11 protein-coding genes and 1 pseudogene are annotated in these 14990 nt (G+C 62.7%); 8 read left to right on the forward strand and 4 right to left on the reverse strand.

Features of this window, described 5'->3' with window-relative positions:
- The first annotated feature begins 14 nt into the window (after positions 1–14).
- The 4 genes from modA (at position 15) to F468_RS0111025 (ending at position 4642) form a co-directional block, all read left to right on the forward strand.
- Entirely contained in the window at positions 15–773 is a 759-nt protein-coding gene (gene modA, locus F468_RS0111010; RefSeq protein WP_018995178.1) for a molybdate ABC transporter substrate-binding protein, read from the forward strand.
- 4 nt (positions 774–777) lie between these two features.
- Positions 778–1470 carry a molybdate ABC transporter permease subunit gene (gene modB / locus F468_RS0111015; protein ID WP_018995179.1) on the forward strand — a complete coding sequence of 231 codons (693 nt, stop codon included), beginning with the start codon at positions 778–780 and terminating at the stop codon, positions 1468–1470.
- On the forward strand, positions 1467–2573 hold the full coding sequence (modC, locus tag F468_RS0111020; RefSeq protein ID WP_018995180.1) for a molybdenum ABC transporter ATP-binding protein: 1107 nt from the start codon (positions 1467–1469) through the stop codon (positions 2571–2573). The genes modB and modC overlap by 4 nt, the downstream gene beginning before the upstream one ends.
- A gap of 497 nt (positions 2574–3070) precedes the next feature.
- The gene (locus F468_RS0111025; protein ID WP_196801187.1) at positions 3071–4642 is read left to right on the forward strand and encodes an AIPR family protein; all 1572 of its coding nucleotides are present in this window, start codon (positions 3071–3073) and stop codon (positions 4640–4642) included.
- A gap of 462 nt (positions 4643–5104) precedes the next feature.
- On the opposite strand, the gene F468_RS0111030 is transcribed toward F468_RS0111025, so the two are convergent.
- Both F468_RS0111030 and F468_RS0111035 read right to left on the reverse strand, forming a co-directional pair.
- Positions 5105–6400, reverse strand: a complete 1296-nt coding sequence (locus F468_RS0111030) for an NAD(P)/FAD-dependent oxidoreductase (protein WP_018995182.1) — start codon at positions 6398–6400, stop codon at positions 5105–5107.
- A gap of 18 nt (positions 6401–6418) precedes the next feature.
- Complete coding sequence (locus F468_RS0111035) at positions 6419–6733, reverse strand: c-type cytochrome (RefSeq protein ID WP_018995183.1); 315 nt, start codon at positions 6731–6733, stop codon at positions 6419–6421.
- 359 nt (positions 6734–7092) lie between these two features.
- Here F468_RS0111035 and F468_RS0111040 point away from each other — a divergent pair, with 359 nt between their 5' ends.
- The 3 genes and pseudogenes from F468_RS0111040 to F468_RS13810 all read left to right on the forward strand — a co-directional run bounded on the left by F468_RS0111040 (position 7093) and on the right by F468_RS13810 (position 10275).
- Positions 7093–7596 carry a GFA family protein gene (locus F468_RS0111040; RefSeq protein ID WP_018995184.1) on the forward strand — a complete coding sequence of 168 codons (504 nt, stop codon included), beginning with the start codon at positions 7093–7095 and terminating at the stop codon, positions 7594–7596.
- Positions 7597–7842: 246 nt separating this feature from the next.
- Complete coding sequence (locus F468_RS0111045; RefSeq protein ID WP_018138499.1) at positions 7843–9822, forward strand: PhoX family phosphatase; 1980 nt, start codon at positions 7843–7845, stop codon at positions 9820–9822.
- Between the two features lie 139 nt (positions 9823–9961).
- Positions 9962–10275, forward strand: a pseudogene (locus F468_RS13810) (HigA family addiction module antitoxin).
- A 114-nt stretch (positions 10276–10389) separates the two neighbouring features.
- On the opposite strand, the gene F468_RS0111055 reads toward F468_RS13810, so the two are convergent.
- Together F468_RS0111055 and mltF are read right to left on the reverse strand one after the other, a co-directional pair.
- On the reverse strand, positions 10390–10899 hold the full coding sequence (locus F468_RS0111055; RefSeq protein ID WP_018138497.1) for a DsbC family protein: 510 nt from the start codon (positions 10897–10899) through the stop codon (positions 10390–10392).
- A gap of 753 nt (positions 10900–11652) precedes the next feature.
- Positions 11653–13113: a membrane-bound lytic murein transglycosylase MltF gene (gene mltF, locus F468_RS0111060; protein WP_018995185.1), complete on the reverse strand. Its 1461-nt coding sequence runs from the start codon at positions 13111–13113 to the stop codon at positions 11653–11655.
- Between the two features lie 367 nt (positions 13114–13480).
- Between mltF and pyk the strand changes: the two genes are divergently transcribed.
- Positions 13481–14938, forward strand: coding sequence for a pyruvate kinase (gene pyk, locus F468_RS0111065; protein WP_018995186.1), 1458 nt, complete (start codon positions 13481–13483; stop codon positions 14936–14938).
- The last annotated feature ends 52 nt before the right edge of the window (positions 14939–14990 follow it).

Raw genomic sequence — 14990 nt, forward strand, 5'->3', positions numbered from 1 at the left:
AACTATCCCCACCCATGCACCTGCGCGCCCTCCTCCTGACCCTGCTCCTGCTGCTGCCCGGCCTGGCGCATGCCTCCGGCCCGCTGACCATCGCCGCCGCCTCCGACCTGCGCTTTGCCCTGGACGAGATCGTGGAGGCCTACCGCGAGGCCTATCCGGACGACCGCGTGCGCGTGACCTACGGCTCCTCCGGGCGCATGACCACGCAGATCCTCAACGGCGCGCCCTACGACCTTTTCTTCTCCGCCGACATCGCCTACCCGAAGCGGCTCCACGCCGAGGGTGCCGCCGTCACCGAGCCGTCCGTCTACGCGATCGGCCGCATCGTGCTGTGGAGCAATCGCATGGATGCCTCCGAGCTGAGGCTGGAAGACCTGACACGCGACGACATCCGCCGCGTGGCCATCGCCTCGCCCACGCACGCCCCCTACGGCGTGCGCGCGAAGGAGGCGCTGAAGGCCGCCGGCGTCTGGGACGCGCTGCAGCCCAAGATCGTCAACGGCGACAACATCGCCCAGACGGCGCGCATGGTACAGGGCGGGGGCGCGGACATCGGCATCATCGCCCTGTCACTCGCGGAGTTTCCCGATCTCGCCGAGCACCCGCACTACCTGATCGACGACGCGCTGCACGAACCGCTGACCCAGGGCTTCGTGATCACCCGTCGCGGCGCGGACAAGGACACCGCGCACCGCTTCGCCGGGTTCATGGGCCGCGACACCGCCCGCGAGATCATGCAGCGTTACGGCTTCGAGATGCCCGGGAGCGAATAGCAGAATGCTGGACCTGAGCCCCACGGACTGGATGGCGATCGAGGTCACCCTCAAGCTCGCGCTCTACACCACACTGATCCTGCTGGTCATCGCCACGCCGATCGCCTGGTGGCTGGCCAACGGGCGCGGCTCCCCCGGCGTGCGCACCGCGGTGCAGGCCCTCGTCGCCCTGCCGCTGGTGCTGCCGCCCACCGTGCTCGGCTTCTACCTGCTGGTGCTGCTCGGCCCGGCCGGGCCGGTCGGCAGCACGCTGGAGAGCTGGGGCCTGAACCACCTGGCCTTTACCTTTCAGGGCATCCTGATCGGCTCGGTGATCTACTCCCTGCCGTTCGCCGTGCAGCCGCTGCAGCAGGCCTTCGCCAACCTCGGCCGCCGCCCGGTGGAGATCGCCGGCTCGCTGGGCGCCGGGCGCATCGACCGCTTCGTGACCGTGATCCTGCCGATGACCCGCGGCGGCTTCATCGTCGCCGCCACGCTCGCCTTCGCCCACACCCTCGGCGAGTTCGGCGTGATCCTGATGCTGGGCGGCGCGATCCCCGGCGAGACCCAGGTGCTGTCCATCCTGATCTACGACCACGCCGAGGCGATGGACTTCGACTCCGCCCACCGCCTGTCCTTCGGGCTGCTGATCTTCGCCTTCGCCGTGCTGTTCATCGTCTACGCGATCAACCGCCGCTTCGAGACGGTGCGCCTGTGACCCGGCCCCAGTCCGACACCCTGCGCATAAAAGCCCGGCTGGAACGCCCCGGCTTCGCCCTGGACGTGGACACCGCCTTCCCGCTGGAAGGCGTCACCGCCCTGTTCGGTCGCTCTGGCTGCGGCAAGACCACGCTGCTGCGCATCATCGCCGGGCTGGAACATCCACCCGGCGGCGAGGTGCACTTTCGCGATACCGCCTGGCAGTCCGGCAAGACCTTCGTCCCACTGCACCGCCGCCGCGTCGGCCTCGTATTCCAGGAATCCACCCTGCTCCCGCACCTGTCCGTGCGCGGCAACCTGCTATACGGCTACAAGCGCACGCCGGAGCCCCTACGCCGCCTGCACCTGGACGAGGTCGCCCACCTGCTCGGCATCGACGACCTGCTGGAGCGCCGCGCCGACCAGCTCTCCGGCGGCCAGCGCCAGCGCGTCGCCCTCGGCCGCGCCCTGCTCACCAGCCCCGACCTGCTGCTGCTCGACGAACCGCTGAATGCCCTGGACACCCAGACCAAACGCGAGATCATGCCCTTCCTCGCCCGCCTGTCCGAAGAGACCGGCATACCCAGCCTGCTCGTCACCCACGCCCCGGACGAAGTCGAACGCCTCGCCACCCGCGTCGCCTTCATGCACGACGGCCAGCTCGAACGCCTGGAACCCCTGCGCCACGCCCTCGCCCGTGCCGACTCCCCCCTGTTCCGCGACGAAGGCGCCGTCTCCGTCCTCCAAGGCACGCTCGGCCCGGCCGACGCTCACGGCCTGCACCCGTTCGGCCCGCCCGAGGCCCGCTACCACGTACCGTCCACCCCCGGCGCCACCAACGGCGCCGGCCGCCCGGCCCGCCTGCGCATCGACGCCCGCGACGTCTCTATCGCCCTGTCGCCGCCCCAGGACGTCTCCATCCTCAACATCATCCCCGTCACCATCGAGTCGCTGGACGAGGCGCCCGGGCACCACGGGCCCGCCCGCGTACTTGCCGTGTGCCGGCAGGACGATGGGCAGACGTTGATGGCGGAGTTGACGCGGTTATCCACGGATCGGCTAGGCCTCCGGCACGGCACCCACGCCCATGCGCTCGTCAAATCCGTCGCCTTCCTCGACTGAACCGCCTCGCCTGCAGTGCGAATCGCCCCGACATAGACACGTTCGAAATACCAACACAGGCTGTGCCACAATCCACTCGATGACCATGGAAGGCTGCGCAGACTCGACCTGCCGACTCCCGCACGCTATCTACGCCGCAACATATCCAACATCCATCGTCGCCTATGCGGCCTTAACCCGCTGAATAAATGCCCCTTCATAAGGCCACCCTCTCCAGGAAATATGGCGCGCATTTTTAACCAACATCCGTCGGCGCCCCTAATCACTGTTATACGGCCCCACATAGTCGCCCTTTCTCACAAAAGACTGACAACCATTAACCGCAGAAGGACGCAACTTACAGCGAAACCCCACTTCTACAAGAGCGAAGAAGGCCAATGGACGCTAATAACCTTAACTACAATTCATTCTCTGCGAAGGAACTCAAAACATACGAGAAGCGGGCCCCCGACTTCTCCGGCCGGTTTATTAGATGGTTCTTGGAGAATATATATCGATTGGAAGAAACTGATGCCGATGATGCGTGCGTGGATGACAAGCACGATAAGGGTGTAGACGCGATCTATGTCGACGATGTGTCCGAGACTGTGTATATACTTCAGTCGAAAACCAAGACAAAAGACGACGCTGAGTTTGGCGATACTGACATCAAAGAGTTCTACGGGACCCTTCAGCAATTCGATAGCAAAGATAAGATTGACCAAATTTACAACGAAACTAAAAACGATAAGCTCAAAAAAACCATTGCCCGCACGCACCTTTCCCCCAAGGTGGATAGTGGATATGACGTACTCGGTGTTTTCATAAGCAACGCGCGCGCAAACGACGATGCAAAAACAATCCTCACCAAACTGAACAAAATAAACCTTTTTGATGCGGAAGCGATCGCCAATAATTATGTCGACTTAGACGTAGATGGAGGTATAAAGGGGAATTATTACTTCGATGTTTCCGACTCTGATGTAATCGAATATGAGGCTGGTGGGGCCGCTGCCCGCCTTTTTTTGGCTCCAGCCCTTAATCTTCTAAAAATGAATGGAATATCTGATGGGAGTCTATTCGAGCAGAATGTTCGGCTGGCCCTGGGAAACACTAAAGTCAACAGAGGACTAAGGCAAAGCATAAAAGAAAAGAGCGAGCACAAGAATTTTCCGCTGTATCACAACGGGATCAACGTGCTGTGCCGCGAGATAGTTTCTGAATGCGACGAGCGTATCGAGGTGAAGGACTATGTTGTCGTCAACGGTGCACAGAGTCTTTCTTCATTGACCTCCGAAAAGTCGAAAATCACAGACGACCTTAAGATTTTGGTGAAGCTGATAGAGACAAAGGATGACTTAGCTCTTTCCCAGCGGATCACCAAAAACAGCAATAACCAAAACGCAATAAAGGCGCGTGATTTGAAATCCAACCATAATATTCAGCAACGACTTAAGGCTGAAGTGAGCGCGATCAGCAATGAGACTCTTGCATACGAGATTAAGCAAGGGGAGCCCAACAAAGGGAAAACAGTCCTTAAAAATGAGTCTGCAGGGCTGATTTTATTGGCGATGGATCTTGCACAACCATGGAGCTGTCACCAGAAATATAAAGTCATGGACGAGCTTCACTCAAACATATTTGGTCGACCTGAGGTAACTGGCGCAAGAATTGTGGGTTATTGGGAGTGCTTCAAGTCGGTTGAGTCGGCGCTTGACGCCATCGACGATAAACATTTTGCCTATTACAATCTTACGAAATACTTTTTGGTTTACGCCGTTGTCAGTCTAATTCGAACTAAACCGGAGGGCGTGGCAATGTTAAATAATATGGAAGGGATAATTAAGTCTGAGCAACAAAAGGCACTTCTCGATGTTTTTGGTTCGCTCGCCAGTTCACTCGCTTTTGATCTCAACGCTGAAATTGTAGACCAGGATGCGGATTCATTTGATTATAAAAATGAGCTTAAAAGTCCCAATTGGTGCAAAAAGACGTCAGCAAGATTAGTCGCACAATACTCTAAAGACGTAATGCGCAAAAAAGCTGATCCAATTAGTGAGCTATGCTCGGACCTTGCGAATGCGCATTGAATTGTCTCTGCGTACATCACGGAACGGGGGAGAAGAGGACACCCACATTCTTCTGGCCGTGTAGTGGTCAAGTGATTTCGGGCCAAAGAAGGGGACACCCATCTTCTTGATGCTGTAGCTACTCGTTCTTCAAGGCCAGCCGCCCCCTCACCTGACGGCAGACAAACCAGATCAATAGGAGCGGCAAGATCATCCAGTAAATGAGTGGTAGCAGGCCCGTGACCAGGATCGGCAGGGTGGGATGGTGTCGGCGCAGTGCCAGCGATCGTCTTCGCTTACGCGGGGTTAGAACGAGATTCAGTTGTTGCAGAAAATGCAACAACTGCTGCGAGAAAAATGGGGACAGGTTTATTTTCTAGACCCGGGTTGCGAAGAAGAGGACACTCATCATTGGCGGGCGTGGCCGGAAAGGAACTCGGCGCCTGGAGGCGCCGATCAGAGTGGTTGGGAGAGTGCTGGGGCCTAGCCCCAGATGTCCTGAGTGATGCCGGCGTACCAGGCGCGGGTGTGGTCGGCCTCCTGGCGGCGAAAGGTTGAAGACTGGCCGAGCGGGCTGACACCACCGGAGCCTTCGACCGCCGCCTGGGCGCCGTTTTGGTACTGGTACACGGCGGCGATGCTGACGCCATAGTCCGGCGTGATCAGGCCATAGCAGGTGCTGGCCGAGGACGGGTCCAGGGGCTCCTGGCCCGATAGCTCGCGCAGGATGGCCGCTGCGACGATCTTGCCCTGGTTGTTGGCCGCGTGGCCGGACTTGGGCATGGCACCCGCTACGCTGGCATCCCCGATCACGTAGATGTTGTCGTCCGTGACGGACTTGAAGGTCCGCTGATCGACCGGGGCCCAGCCTTGTTCGTTGGTGAGGCCTGCATCGTGTGCGATCTGTCCGGCGCGCTGTGCGGGGACGAAGTTCATCACGTCCGCGCGGACACGCTCCTGGCCACCATCCGCGTGGGCGGTCTTTCCGCTGACGTCGATCTCCTCGACGCGCCCACCGTTAGAGCCGCCACGCCATTCGATCATGTCGCCGTAGTGTTCGGCCCATCCCTCCTCGAACAGGCCCTGTTTGGCAAAGCCCTCCTTGGGATCGAGGACGATGACCTTGGAGCGTGGTTTGTGGGTCTTTAGGTAGTACGCCACCATCGAGACGCGCTCGTACGGCCCCGGCGGGCAGCGATATGGGTTGGGCGGGGCGACCATGACGTAGACCCCGCCATTGGGCATGGCCTGCAGCTGCGCGCGCAGCAGCTCAGTCTGCGAGCCGGCCTTCCAGGCGTGCGGGATCGTCTCCGCATCGGACTCTTCGATGCCGGGCATGTCGTCGTACTTGAAGTCGATCCCCGGGGACATGACCAGCTTGTCGTACTGTAGGCTGTCACCGCTTTCGAGCCGGACGGTGCGGCTATCAGCATCCACGCCAATGACCTTGTCCTGTATGACATCCACACCGTCGCGGTCGCGCAGGTTGTCGTAGCCGTGCGTGATCGCCTCGATGCTCTCGAAGCCGCCAAGCACCCAGTTACTGCCGTAGCAGGTGACGTAGGTGGCGTTGGGCTCGATCAGCGTGACCGCCATGCTTGGCGAGAGTTGTTTGAGATAGCGCGCCGCGGTGGCACCGCCAGTGCCGCCCCCGACCACGACTACGTGGGCCTTGCCAGCGCTATGCACAGCATGAGGGGTTAAACCGATACCGGTCAGGGCAGCCGCGCTGGTGATCCCGAAGGCCTTGAGGAAGTGACGTCGCGTAAAGTTATGCATTGTTGTTATCCCCCGTGATCAGAAGCGCGCGAAGTAGACCGACATCGCTTCGATCTCCTCGTCGGTGTAGCCCCTGGCGTGACGATCCATGATGGTCGCGTCACGCTCGCCATCGCGGAATGCGCGCATCTGGCTCTGGATGACACCCGCCGAGACACGGCTGAGATCCGGAACACCTTTTTCGGCCGCGGCCGCGTTATGGCAGGCTTTGCAGGAAGCGGCCATCAACTGGCCACGGGTAATTTCGTCATTGTCGGCGATAGCCTGGGATGCGGTGCCGGCCATCGCCAGCGAGGCGACAAGCCCCGCTGCGAACAAGCGTGAGTGCTTCATGCGAGCGAACTCCTGACGGTTGGGGTTCATGGTTCCCCGGCTTTCAGCCGGCCCACTCAACCCCCCTGCAGAAAGCGCGCCAAGAGCCCCGCCGCCCTTTGCTACGGCCGTTTTCGCCGCATACAGGCCAGAGCCGTCGGGGTAGCGAACGGACAATTCAGCATTTTGTCGGCCAAAGTGACCGGTTTGGCGGCTTTGTCCGCACAGGACAAACAAACGCCCCCCCTTGCACCTGATCCGGACGGATGGCGCCAGAGCTTTGCTGGCAACGGGCCCGTGAACCACTCCGCGAGCTGTTTAGTGAGCGTCCCGAACCTGCACTAGACTGACAGTAGCCCGCCAATTCGGGAGAAGAGGACATGCTGCTCGAAGGGTCCTGTCACTGCGGCGCGGTGCGCTTTCGTGTGGAATCGCCGCATCCGTATCCCTACCAGCGCTGCTACTGCTCGATATGCCGCAAGACGGCTGGGGGTGGCGGCTATGCCATCAACCTGAGCGGACGCGCCGAGACGCTGGAGGTCGAGGGTGCCGAGCACACGGGTATCTACCATGCAGTGATCGACTGCAAGCCGAGCGTCGGCGAGCGCCACTTCTGCCGCCACTGCGCCAGCGCCCTCTGGGTCTATGATCCACGCTGGCCCGCCCTCGTCCACCCCTTTGCCTCCGCCATCGACAGCGAACTGCCGACCCCGCCCGAGCACGTCCATATCCTGCTCGACAGCAAGGCCAACTGGGCGGATGTGGAGGCAGACGACACCAGTCAATGTTTCTCCGGTTTCCCGGAGGAAAGCATCGCCGAGTGGCACCAGCGGCTGGGGCTGGAGGAAAGCGACGAGGGCGATGACAAGGACTCAAGTGGATAGCTATATCGGACAAATCGGGGCCGTACCTCGATGGCCTTCTGAAACCACGACGGTCATTCCCGCTTGGAAGCGCAACGAATAGAAGAACGGGACAACCGCCACCTTCCTGTTGCCGCCCAGTCCCTTCGGCTGGCGGACTCTCGTTGCCAATCAAGTCACACATTCTTCGCCCGGCGGAAACAGGCCTGAAACAGTCCCCAATTAGCGTTCCCGTTACGTTCAAGTACGTACTAACGGGAGACGACCATGCGCCACAAAAACGAATCGATCGACACGCTCATTGAACGCCGGGTTTCGCGCCGAGACTTTATGGCCGGCGGAATCGGCCTGGCGTCCGCCGCCTTCCTAGGCGGCACCGCCCTCGCTGCCCCGGGGAGTGCATCCGCGTCCGCGATCGGCGTGGCTTCACAAGCAGCCGGGGGCGGTCGCCTCGGTTTTGACGCCATCTCGACCTCGACCGCTGACCAGGTGCGAGTACCGCTGAACTACACCGCACGCGTTCTCTACGCGTGGGGCGACCCCGTTTCCGACGGCCCGGCCTTCCGCCAGGATGGCCTGAATACCGCCGAGGAACAGGCTCAGCAGGCGGGCATGAACCACGACGGCATGCAGTTCTTCCCGCTGCCTCTGGGTTCGGACAACGCTGACCACGGCCTGCTGGTCATGAACCACGAATTCACCGATGAAGGCCTGTTGCACGGGGACGGCGAGGGTCCAGATGGCCAGGCCAATCTGACCGCGGAGAAGGTCCGCAAATCTCAGGCTGCTCACGGCGTGTCGGTCATCGAGGTGCGCAAGGTAGACGGCCAGTGGGAAGTCGTGCGTCCGTCCAAATACGGACGTCGAGTGACTGCATACACTCCGATGCGAGTCGGTGGCCCTGCTGCCGGGTCCGAACTGCTCAAGACGGAAGCTGACCCTGAAGGCCGCGAGATCCTTGGCACCTTTCATAACTGTGCACACGGTTACACCCCCTGGGGCACCTATCTCGCCTGTGAAGAAAACTGGGATGTCTACTTCCGCCACCCGACAGCCGAAGTGCCCGAGGCCTACAAGCGCTACGGCGTCAGTGACAACCCCCGATGGCGCTGGGCCGATGCGGATGAACGCTTCGACACCGGCAAGAACCCGAACGAACCGAACCGCTTCGGCTATGTGGTGGAAATCGATCCTTACGACCCGAACTCCACGCCTGTGAAGCGGACAGCGCTAGGCCGTTTCAAGCACGAAAATGCGGCGTTCACGCTCGCCAAGGATGGTCGAGTGGTTTACTACATGGGCGACGATGACTGGTTCGAATATGTTTACAAGTTCGTCTCCAGCAAACCGTGGCAGCCGATGGACCGCGAGGCCAATCGCGATCTGCTCGACGATGGCACCCTGTATGTCGCTCGCTACGATGATCAAGGTGGCGGCGAATGGATCCCGCTGGTCTACGGACAAAACGGGCTGACCGAGGCAAACGGCTTCAAGGACCAGGCCGACGTCCTGGTACACGCGCGCAAGGCTGCCGACGTCGTCGGTGCCACGCCCATGGATCGACCCGAGTGGATCGCCGTACATCCGGAAACCCGTCAGGCCTACGTTGCACTGACCCAGAACGGCCGCCGGGGCGATGAAGGGTCACTAACTCGCCGCGACTTCGGCAGCAAGGACCCGAATGCCCCGAACCCGCGCGAGGACAACGTAATGGGCCATATCCTGCGCTGGAAAGAAACGGGCAACGACCCGGCCGCCGATACCTTCCGCTGGGATATCTTCGTCATGGCCGGCAACCCGAATGACGAATCCCCCAACCGACGCGGAAACATTCGCGGCGACATGTTTGCACAACCCGACGGGATGGCGTTCGACCCGAGGGGCATTCTCTGGATCAATACGGACATGGGTGGCGGGGGCATCTATCCGCGCAAGGGTGGCGCCTATGAAGCCTTTGGAAACAACATGCTGATGGCCGCCGATACGGAAACTGGCGAAGTGCGCAGATTCCTGACCGGGCCCGTCGGCTCGGAAATCACTGGCGCACACGTTAGCCCCGATGGCACGACGCTGTTCGTAAACATCCAGCACCCAGGCGGCGGTGGAGACCACTACGTCAATCACCGCCACAGCAACCCGAAGGAGCCGAAGGCGATCAGTTCCTGGCCCGATGGCGCCCGCGGTGGCCGGCCCCGTCCCGCCACTGTGGTAGTCACCAAGAATGATGGCGGCCTGATCGGCACCTGATTTCGGCAGCGTCGACACCAGGGCCCGGTCTCAATGGACCGGGCCTTTTTTGTAATCTCTCTCGGGAAAAGGGGAAAAGAGGACGCCCATCTTCCTTCGCTGTGGCGACGACTGCCGTAGGCTTCGAGGATTACCACTGATGACCATGCACAACCCTCCGCATCCGGGCGCGTTCATTCGCGAGGTCTATCTGGAACCGTTTCGGCTGAGTGCCCGCCAGCTGGCCAGCAAGCTCGATGTCTCGCCTTCCACCCTGGGGCGCGTCCTGCAGGGACGCAGCGGGGTGAGTCCCGAGATGGCACTGCGTCCAAAACGCTCGGCCGATCGCCGGAAAGCTGGCTGGCCATGCAGGATCAGCACGACCTCTGGTGTGCACGGAAGAGCGTGAAGCTGGACGCCGTGCAGCCGATGCGGTTCGACGGGCACAGAGAGAACGGGCAGCCAGCCGCGTAGCTGCAGAAAACGCGCACTAACGGCTTAGGAACAAGAGGACACCCATCTTCTCGATGCGGTGGCTACTCGTTGTTCAAGGTCAAGATGAGGACACCCACCTTCTTGAGACGCTGCTTACCGGGCCGCCTCGGCTTCCAGCATATCCACGAGTTCGGCGGCGGAGACAAGGCCGTACCTGATCCGGCCCTGAGGGGTGATGATGGTGGGGGTGCCCCGGAACCGCTGCTCCCGGGCGATGGCCAGATGATCGGCCACGGGGTTCGGGCAGTCTTCCGCCTTTATGGTCTCGCCCAGCTTGGCCCGGGTGATGGCATCCTGCCGGTCGTCGCTGCACCACAACGCCTCCATCTGCTCGAAGGCGTTGCCGATGACGGGGAACGCCGCATAGCGAATGCGGATGTCCCATAAGAGGTAATCGTCGATTTGCTGATGGAACTCGCGGCAATAAGGGCAGTTGACGTCGGTAAAGACCGTCACGGTGTACTGGGCGTCGTCCGGCTCAAAGACGATGAGCTCGTCCTCGTCCAGGCCTTCCACCAGTTGCACGATCTCGGCCTCCCGTTCCCCGGCGGCCGCGTTGCCGCTCAGGCCGAACACGAGAAGCGCCACGGCCACCAGAACCATGGGGCATGCGCAGATCCTGTTCCGTATCACGTCCACCGTCCTTCCGACTTGATGCGCTGACAGCCGGTGTTTGTCGGCCTGCCGGATCCCCTGCCCCGAACACATACCGATGGACCATTGCGAGGAATCCGGGTTCCGCCTGAACGACACGCGAAAACCAGCGGGAAAAGGGCTCGGACCTCGATAGCATCATTCTATTGCCCGTTAGAGCGAGGCCCCGGGGGGCGTGGCAATCTCCGAACGCAACTCCTGACGTTTGCCTCTGCCAGTGGTGGATAGAGAGGACACCCAGTTTTTTCTGGCCATCATGGCGAGGTCCCGCAGGGGCCGTGGCCATCTCCGAACGCTACCTCTCGCGTCCGCCCTGGCCAGCGCTGGGGACACACCCTCGGAGATCGCCACGGCGCTGCGCGCCTCGCGATGACGGTGTTTGGTTGCGAAGACGGGTTGAGAAGGCGACGAAGATAGAGAGGACACCCAGTTTTTTCTGGCCGTCATGGCGAGGTCCCGCAGGGGCCGTGGCCATCTCCGAACGCTACCTCCCGCGTCCGCCCTGGCCAGCGCTGGGGACACACCCTCGGAGATCGCCACGGCGCTGCGCGCCTCGCGATGACGGTGTTTGGTTGCGAAGACGGGTTGAGAAGGCGACGAAAAAAAAGGACACCCACCTTGTTGAGGTTTGCCCGCTTCGCTAGACGTAGCTGCTGCCCGCCTGGGCGCAGACGCTGGAAGAAGAATTGACCGGAGGCCCGCTCAGTCCGACAGCAGCCGCGAGAAGATGGACGGCGCCGGCCCGTCCACGGCGACCTCGTCCCCCACGAAGGCGGGCCGGATCACGGCACGGTAGTTGCGGATGCGCTGCACGTAGTACACCGGCTGGTAACCGCGCGCGTAGCCGAACCGCAGATCGCGGTAATAGCGTTCCTCGGTCAGCAGCGGCAGCACCTCGCGCATGTCCGCCCAGCGGTCTGGGTCGCGATCCAGTTCTCTCGCCAGGCGCCGTGCATCCAGCAGGTGCCCGCGGCCGATGTTGTAGGCCGCCAGCGCGAGATACGTACGGTCCGGTTCCGGGATGTCCTCGTCCAGGCGCTCGTGCATCTGGTGCAGGTAGCGCGCGCCACCGCGAATGCTCTGCTCCGGATCCAGGCGATCCTCGATCCCCAGCTCCTGCGCGGTGCGCTGGGTCAACATCATCATCCCGCGCACCCCGGTGGGACTGCGCGCCTGCGGATCCCAGTGCGACTCCTGGTAGGCCAGCGCGGCCAGCAGGTCGGCTGGCAGTTCGTACTCGTCAGCGGCCTCCTCGAACACCGGGCGGAAATCCGGCAGCCGCTGGTCGATGCGCCGGGTCAGCGCACGCAGGTCCACGAAGTCGAATTCCGGGACGTAGGCATAGTACTGCTCGTCCACCCGGGCACGCACCTGCGTCCCCTCGTCGGTGTCCATCCACGCACCCGCCTGCGCCGCAAGTTCCTCGAAATCGGGGTGCAGATACCAGCCGATCGCGCGTTCATCACTCACGTCGAAGGCCACTTCCAGGTGCGGGAAGATCCGCTGGTTGAGGTCGACGATATGCGAGTCGGCCACTGTACAGTCGAGTTCGCCCTCTTCCACGGCCGCCAGCAGGCGCTCGGTGCCCTCCGGCTCGGCGCGATGGGCCACCGGCTCGTCCAGCGCCTGCAGGGTTTCGACGTAGGCGCTGCCGGCGCTGACTGCCAGCTCCAGCCCGTCCAGATCGGCGGCCGACTCCGGCAGCGAGCCGCGATCGCGGTGACACACGACCTGCTCGGTCACCTCGGTATGCTGCGGCCCGCGGAGGAAATCCTCATCGCGCGATTCCAGATGCGTGAGACCGGCCGCCGCCATATGGACCTCGCCGGAGGCCAGGGACTTCAGCACCTCGCCCACCGAGTCCACCACCTTCCATTGGACCTCCCAGCCACGCGCGGCTGCGAAGGCTTCCACCAGGTCGTGTTCCGGGCCTGCGGTCTCGGTGTGGCGGTCGTAGAACCAGGCGGTGGGGGCATTGCGGGTCACCACCACCAGTTCACCGGTGCCCTCCGGATGTTCCAGCGACGAGCCCGACACCCCCGGCACTTCCGACTGCCCATCCCCGGGACCACAGGCCATCAGCACGACCGCCGACGCGGTTACCAGACCTGAACGCCGCCAGCGACGCGGATGCAGCAAATGGATGTACGAATCAGTGGACATGAGATCCCTCCCCGAGCGGCGTCTCCTGACAGCCGGCTGGCCCGAACGGCCCGAAAGCTACCCTAGACCTTCGGTAGATGCGGTCCGCCCCACAACCAACCCCGATTTCATGAGGGTTGTGACGCGGAACCCCGCCGCGCCCCCTAGGGGTATCTACCAGGCAAACACCGACCGCCCGCAGGGAGATATTCGATGCAAGAAGTAGAGAAGGAAGAAGAGGACACCCACCCTCTTGATGCTGCAGCTACTCGTCGTTCAGCGCCAGTTGTCCCCCCAACTGACGGCGGACGAACCAGAAAGCCCAGCGGCGACAGGCTGGCGCGGACGGTTTACCCTCAAGGGGCATTGATCGAGTAAGGGCCTGCCCATGCCGTTTCCCGCACAGAAGACAAAGATAGTGGCCACCATCGGGCCGGCGTCCGACTCCCCGGACACGCTGCGGCGGATGATGCAGGCCGGGCTCAATGTGACACGGCTGAACTTCTCGCACGGCGATGCCGCCTACCACACCGACCTAATCGGCCGTATCCGCGAGGCGGCGCAGGAGACCGGTGCCCGCGTCGCGATACTCGGCGACCTGCCGGGGCCGAAGATGCGGATCGGCGAGCTGGCCGAGGAGCCGATCGAACTGGAGCCCGGCGCGACGATCACGCTGACCACGGAGGACTGCGTCGGCGATGCTTCTCGTGTCAGCGTGTCGTTCTCCGAGCTGCCGGAGGCGGTACAGCCCGGTGATGCGCTGTTTCTGAATGACGGCTACATCGAGCTGGAGGTGGTATCGGTCGAGGGCCGCGAGGTCGCCTGCCGCGTGCTGACCGGCGGCGAGCTGCGCTCGCGTAAGGGCCTGAACCTGCCGGGTATCGACCTGGGCATCCGTGCCTTTACCCTGGACGATCACGACTGGCTGCGGTTTGCGGCGGAGCATGGCGTGGATGCCGTGAGCCAGAGCTTCGTCGTCGACGGCGACGACATCCTGGCCGTGCGCAAGGCGGCGGAGGCGCTGGGCTACAACCCCTTCATCATCGCCAAGATCGAACGGGCCGCGGCGCTGGAGCAGCTCGACGGCATCCTCGAGGCGGCGGACGGCATCATGGTGGCGCGCGGGGATCTGGGGGTGGAGATCCCGATCGCGAGCATCGCCCGCGCCCAGCGCCGCATCACCCGGCGCGCCAACCAGCACAACCGTCCGGTGATCACCGCCACCCAGATGCTGGAGTCCATGGTCACCTCACGCCGGCCCACGCGCGCCGAGGCCACCGACGTGGCGAATGCCATCCTCGGCGGTACGGACTGCGTAATGCTCTCCGGCGAATCGGCCATGGGGCGTTATCCGGTGGAATCCGTGGCGATGCTGGCCGCTATCGCCCGCTCGATCGAACCGGAGCGTGACAGCGGCATGGCCCCGGATAGTCCAGACGAGCCCGAAGAAGCCGGGCACGATCGCGCGGTCGACCTGATCGCGCGCAGCGTATTCCACACCGCGCAACGGCGCCTGCCGCGCGTCACCCTGGCGCCCACGCTCAGTGGCGCGACCGCCCGGCGCATCGCGCGCCTGCGCCTGCCCTGCTGGGTCGCCGCCTTCACCCCGGATCCGGAAACCGCCCAGAACCTGCAGTTCTCCTACGGCGTCCAGCCGGTGGCAGTCGCTGAGGACCGCAGCGACTGGAACGACTTTGCGCGCCAGTGGCTCGCCGAGAACGCCATCCACGACGGTCTCGCCCTCCTCGTTCAGGGCCCCTCGGGCCCCAACCCCACCGGCAATCATCGCCTGGAGCTGCTCGAACTCGACAGCCCCCGCCAGGGACACGCACCAGGGCATACCTGAGAAAAGTCAACAAGAACACATCCTTCTTCCCTGCCGCGTCATGGCGAGGTCC

The sequence above is a fragment of the Thioalkalivibrio sp. ALJ2 genome (genome assembly GCF_000378325.1).
Lineage (GTDB): Bacteria > Pseudomonadota > Gammaproteobacteria > Ectothiorhodospirales > Ectothiorhodospiraceae > Thioalkalivibrio.

Coding starts and splice junctions, on each gene's coding strand:
- modA (WP_018995178.1), top strand. CDS start 15: ATGCACCTGCGCGCCCTCCTCCTGACCCTGCTCCTGCTGCTGCCCGGC.
- modB (WP_018995179.1), top strand. CDS start 778: ATGCTGGACCTGAGCCCCACGGACTGGATGGCGATCGAGGTCACCCTC.
- F468_RS0111030 (WP_018995182.1), bottom strand. CDS start 6,400: ATGCATAACTTTACGCGACGTCACTTCCTCAAGGCCTTCGGGATCACC.
- F468_RS0111035 (WP_018995183.1), bottom strand. CDS start 6,733: ATGAAGCACTCACGCTTGTTCGCAGCGGGGCTTGTCGCCTCGCTGGCG.
- F468_RS0111040 (WP_018995184.1), top strand. CDS start 7,093: ATGCTGCTCGAAGGGTCCTGTCACTGCGGCGCGGTGCGCTTTCGTGTG.
- F468_RS0111045 (WP_018138499.1), top strand. CDS start 7,843: ATGCGCCACAAAAACGAATCGATCGACACGCTCATTGAACGCCGGGTT.
- F468_RS0111055 (WP_018138497.1), bottom strand. CDS start 10,899: ATGGTTCTGGTGGCCGTGGCGCTTCTCGTGTTCGGCCTGAGCGGCAAC.
- mltF (WP_018995185.1), bottom strand. CDS start 13,113: ATGTCCACTGATTCGTACATCCATTTGCTGCATCCGCGTCGCTGGCGG.
- pyk (WP_018995186.1), top strand. CDS start 13,481: ATGCCGTTTCCCGCACAGAAGACAAAGATAGTGGCCACCATCGGGCCG.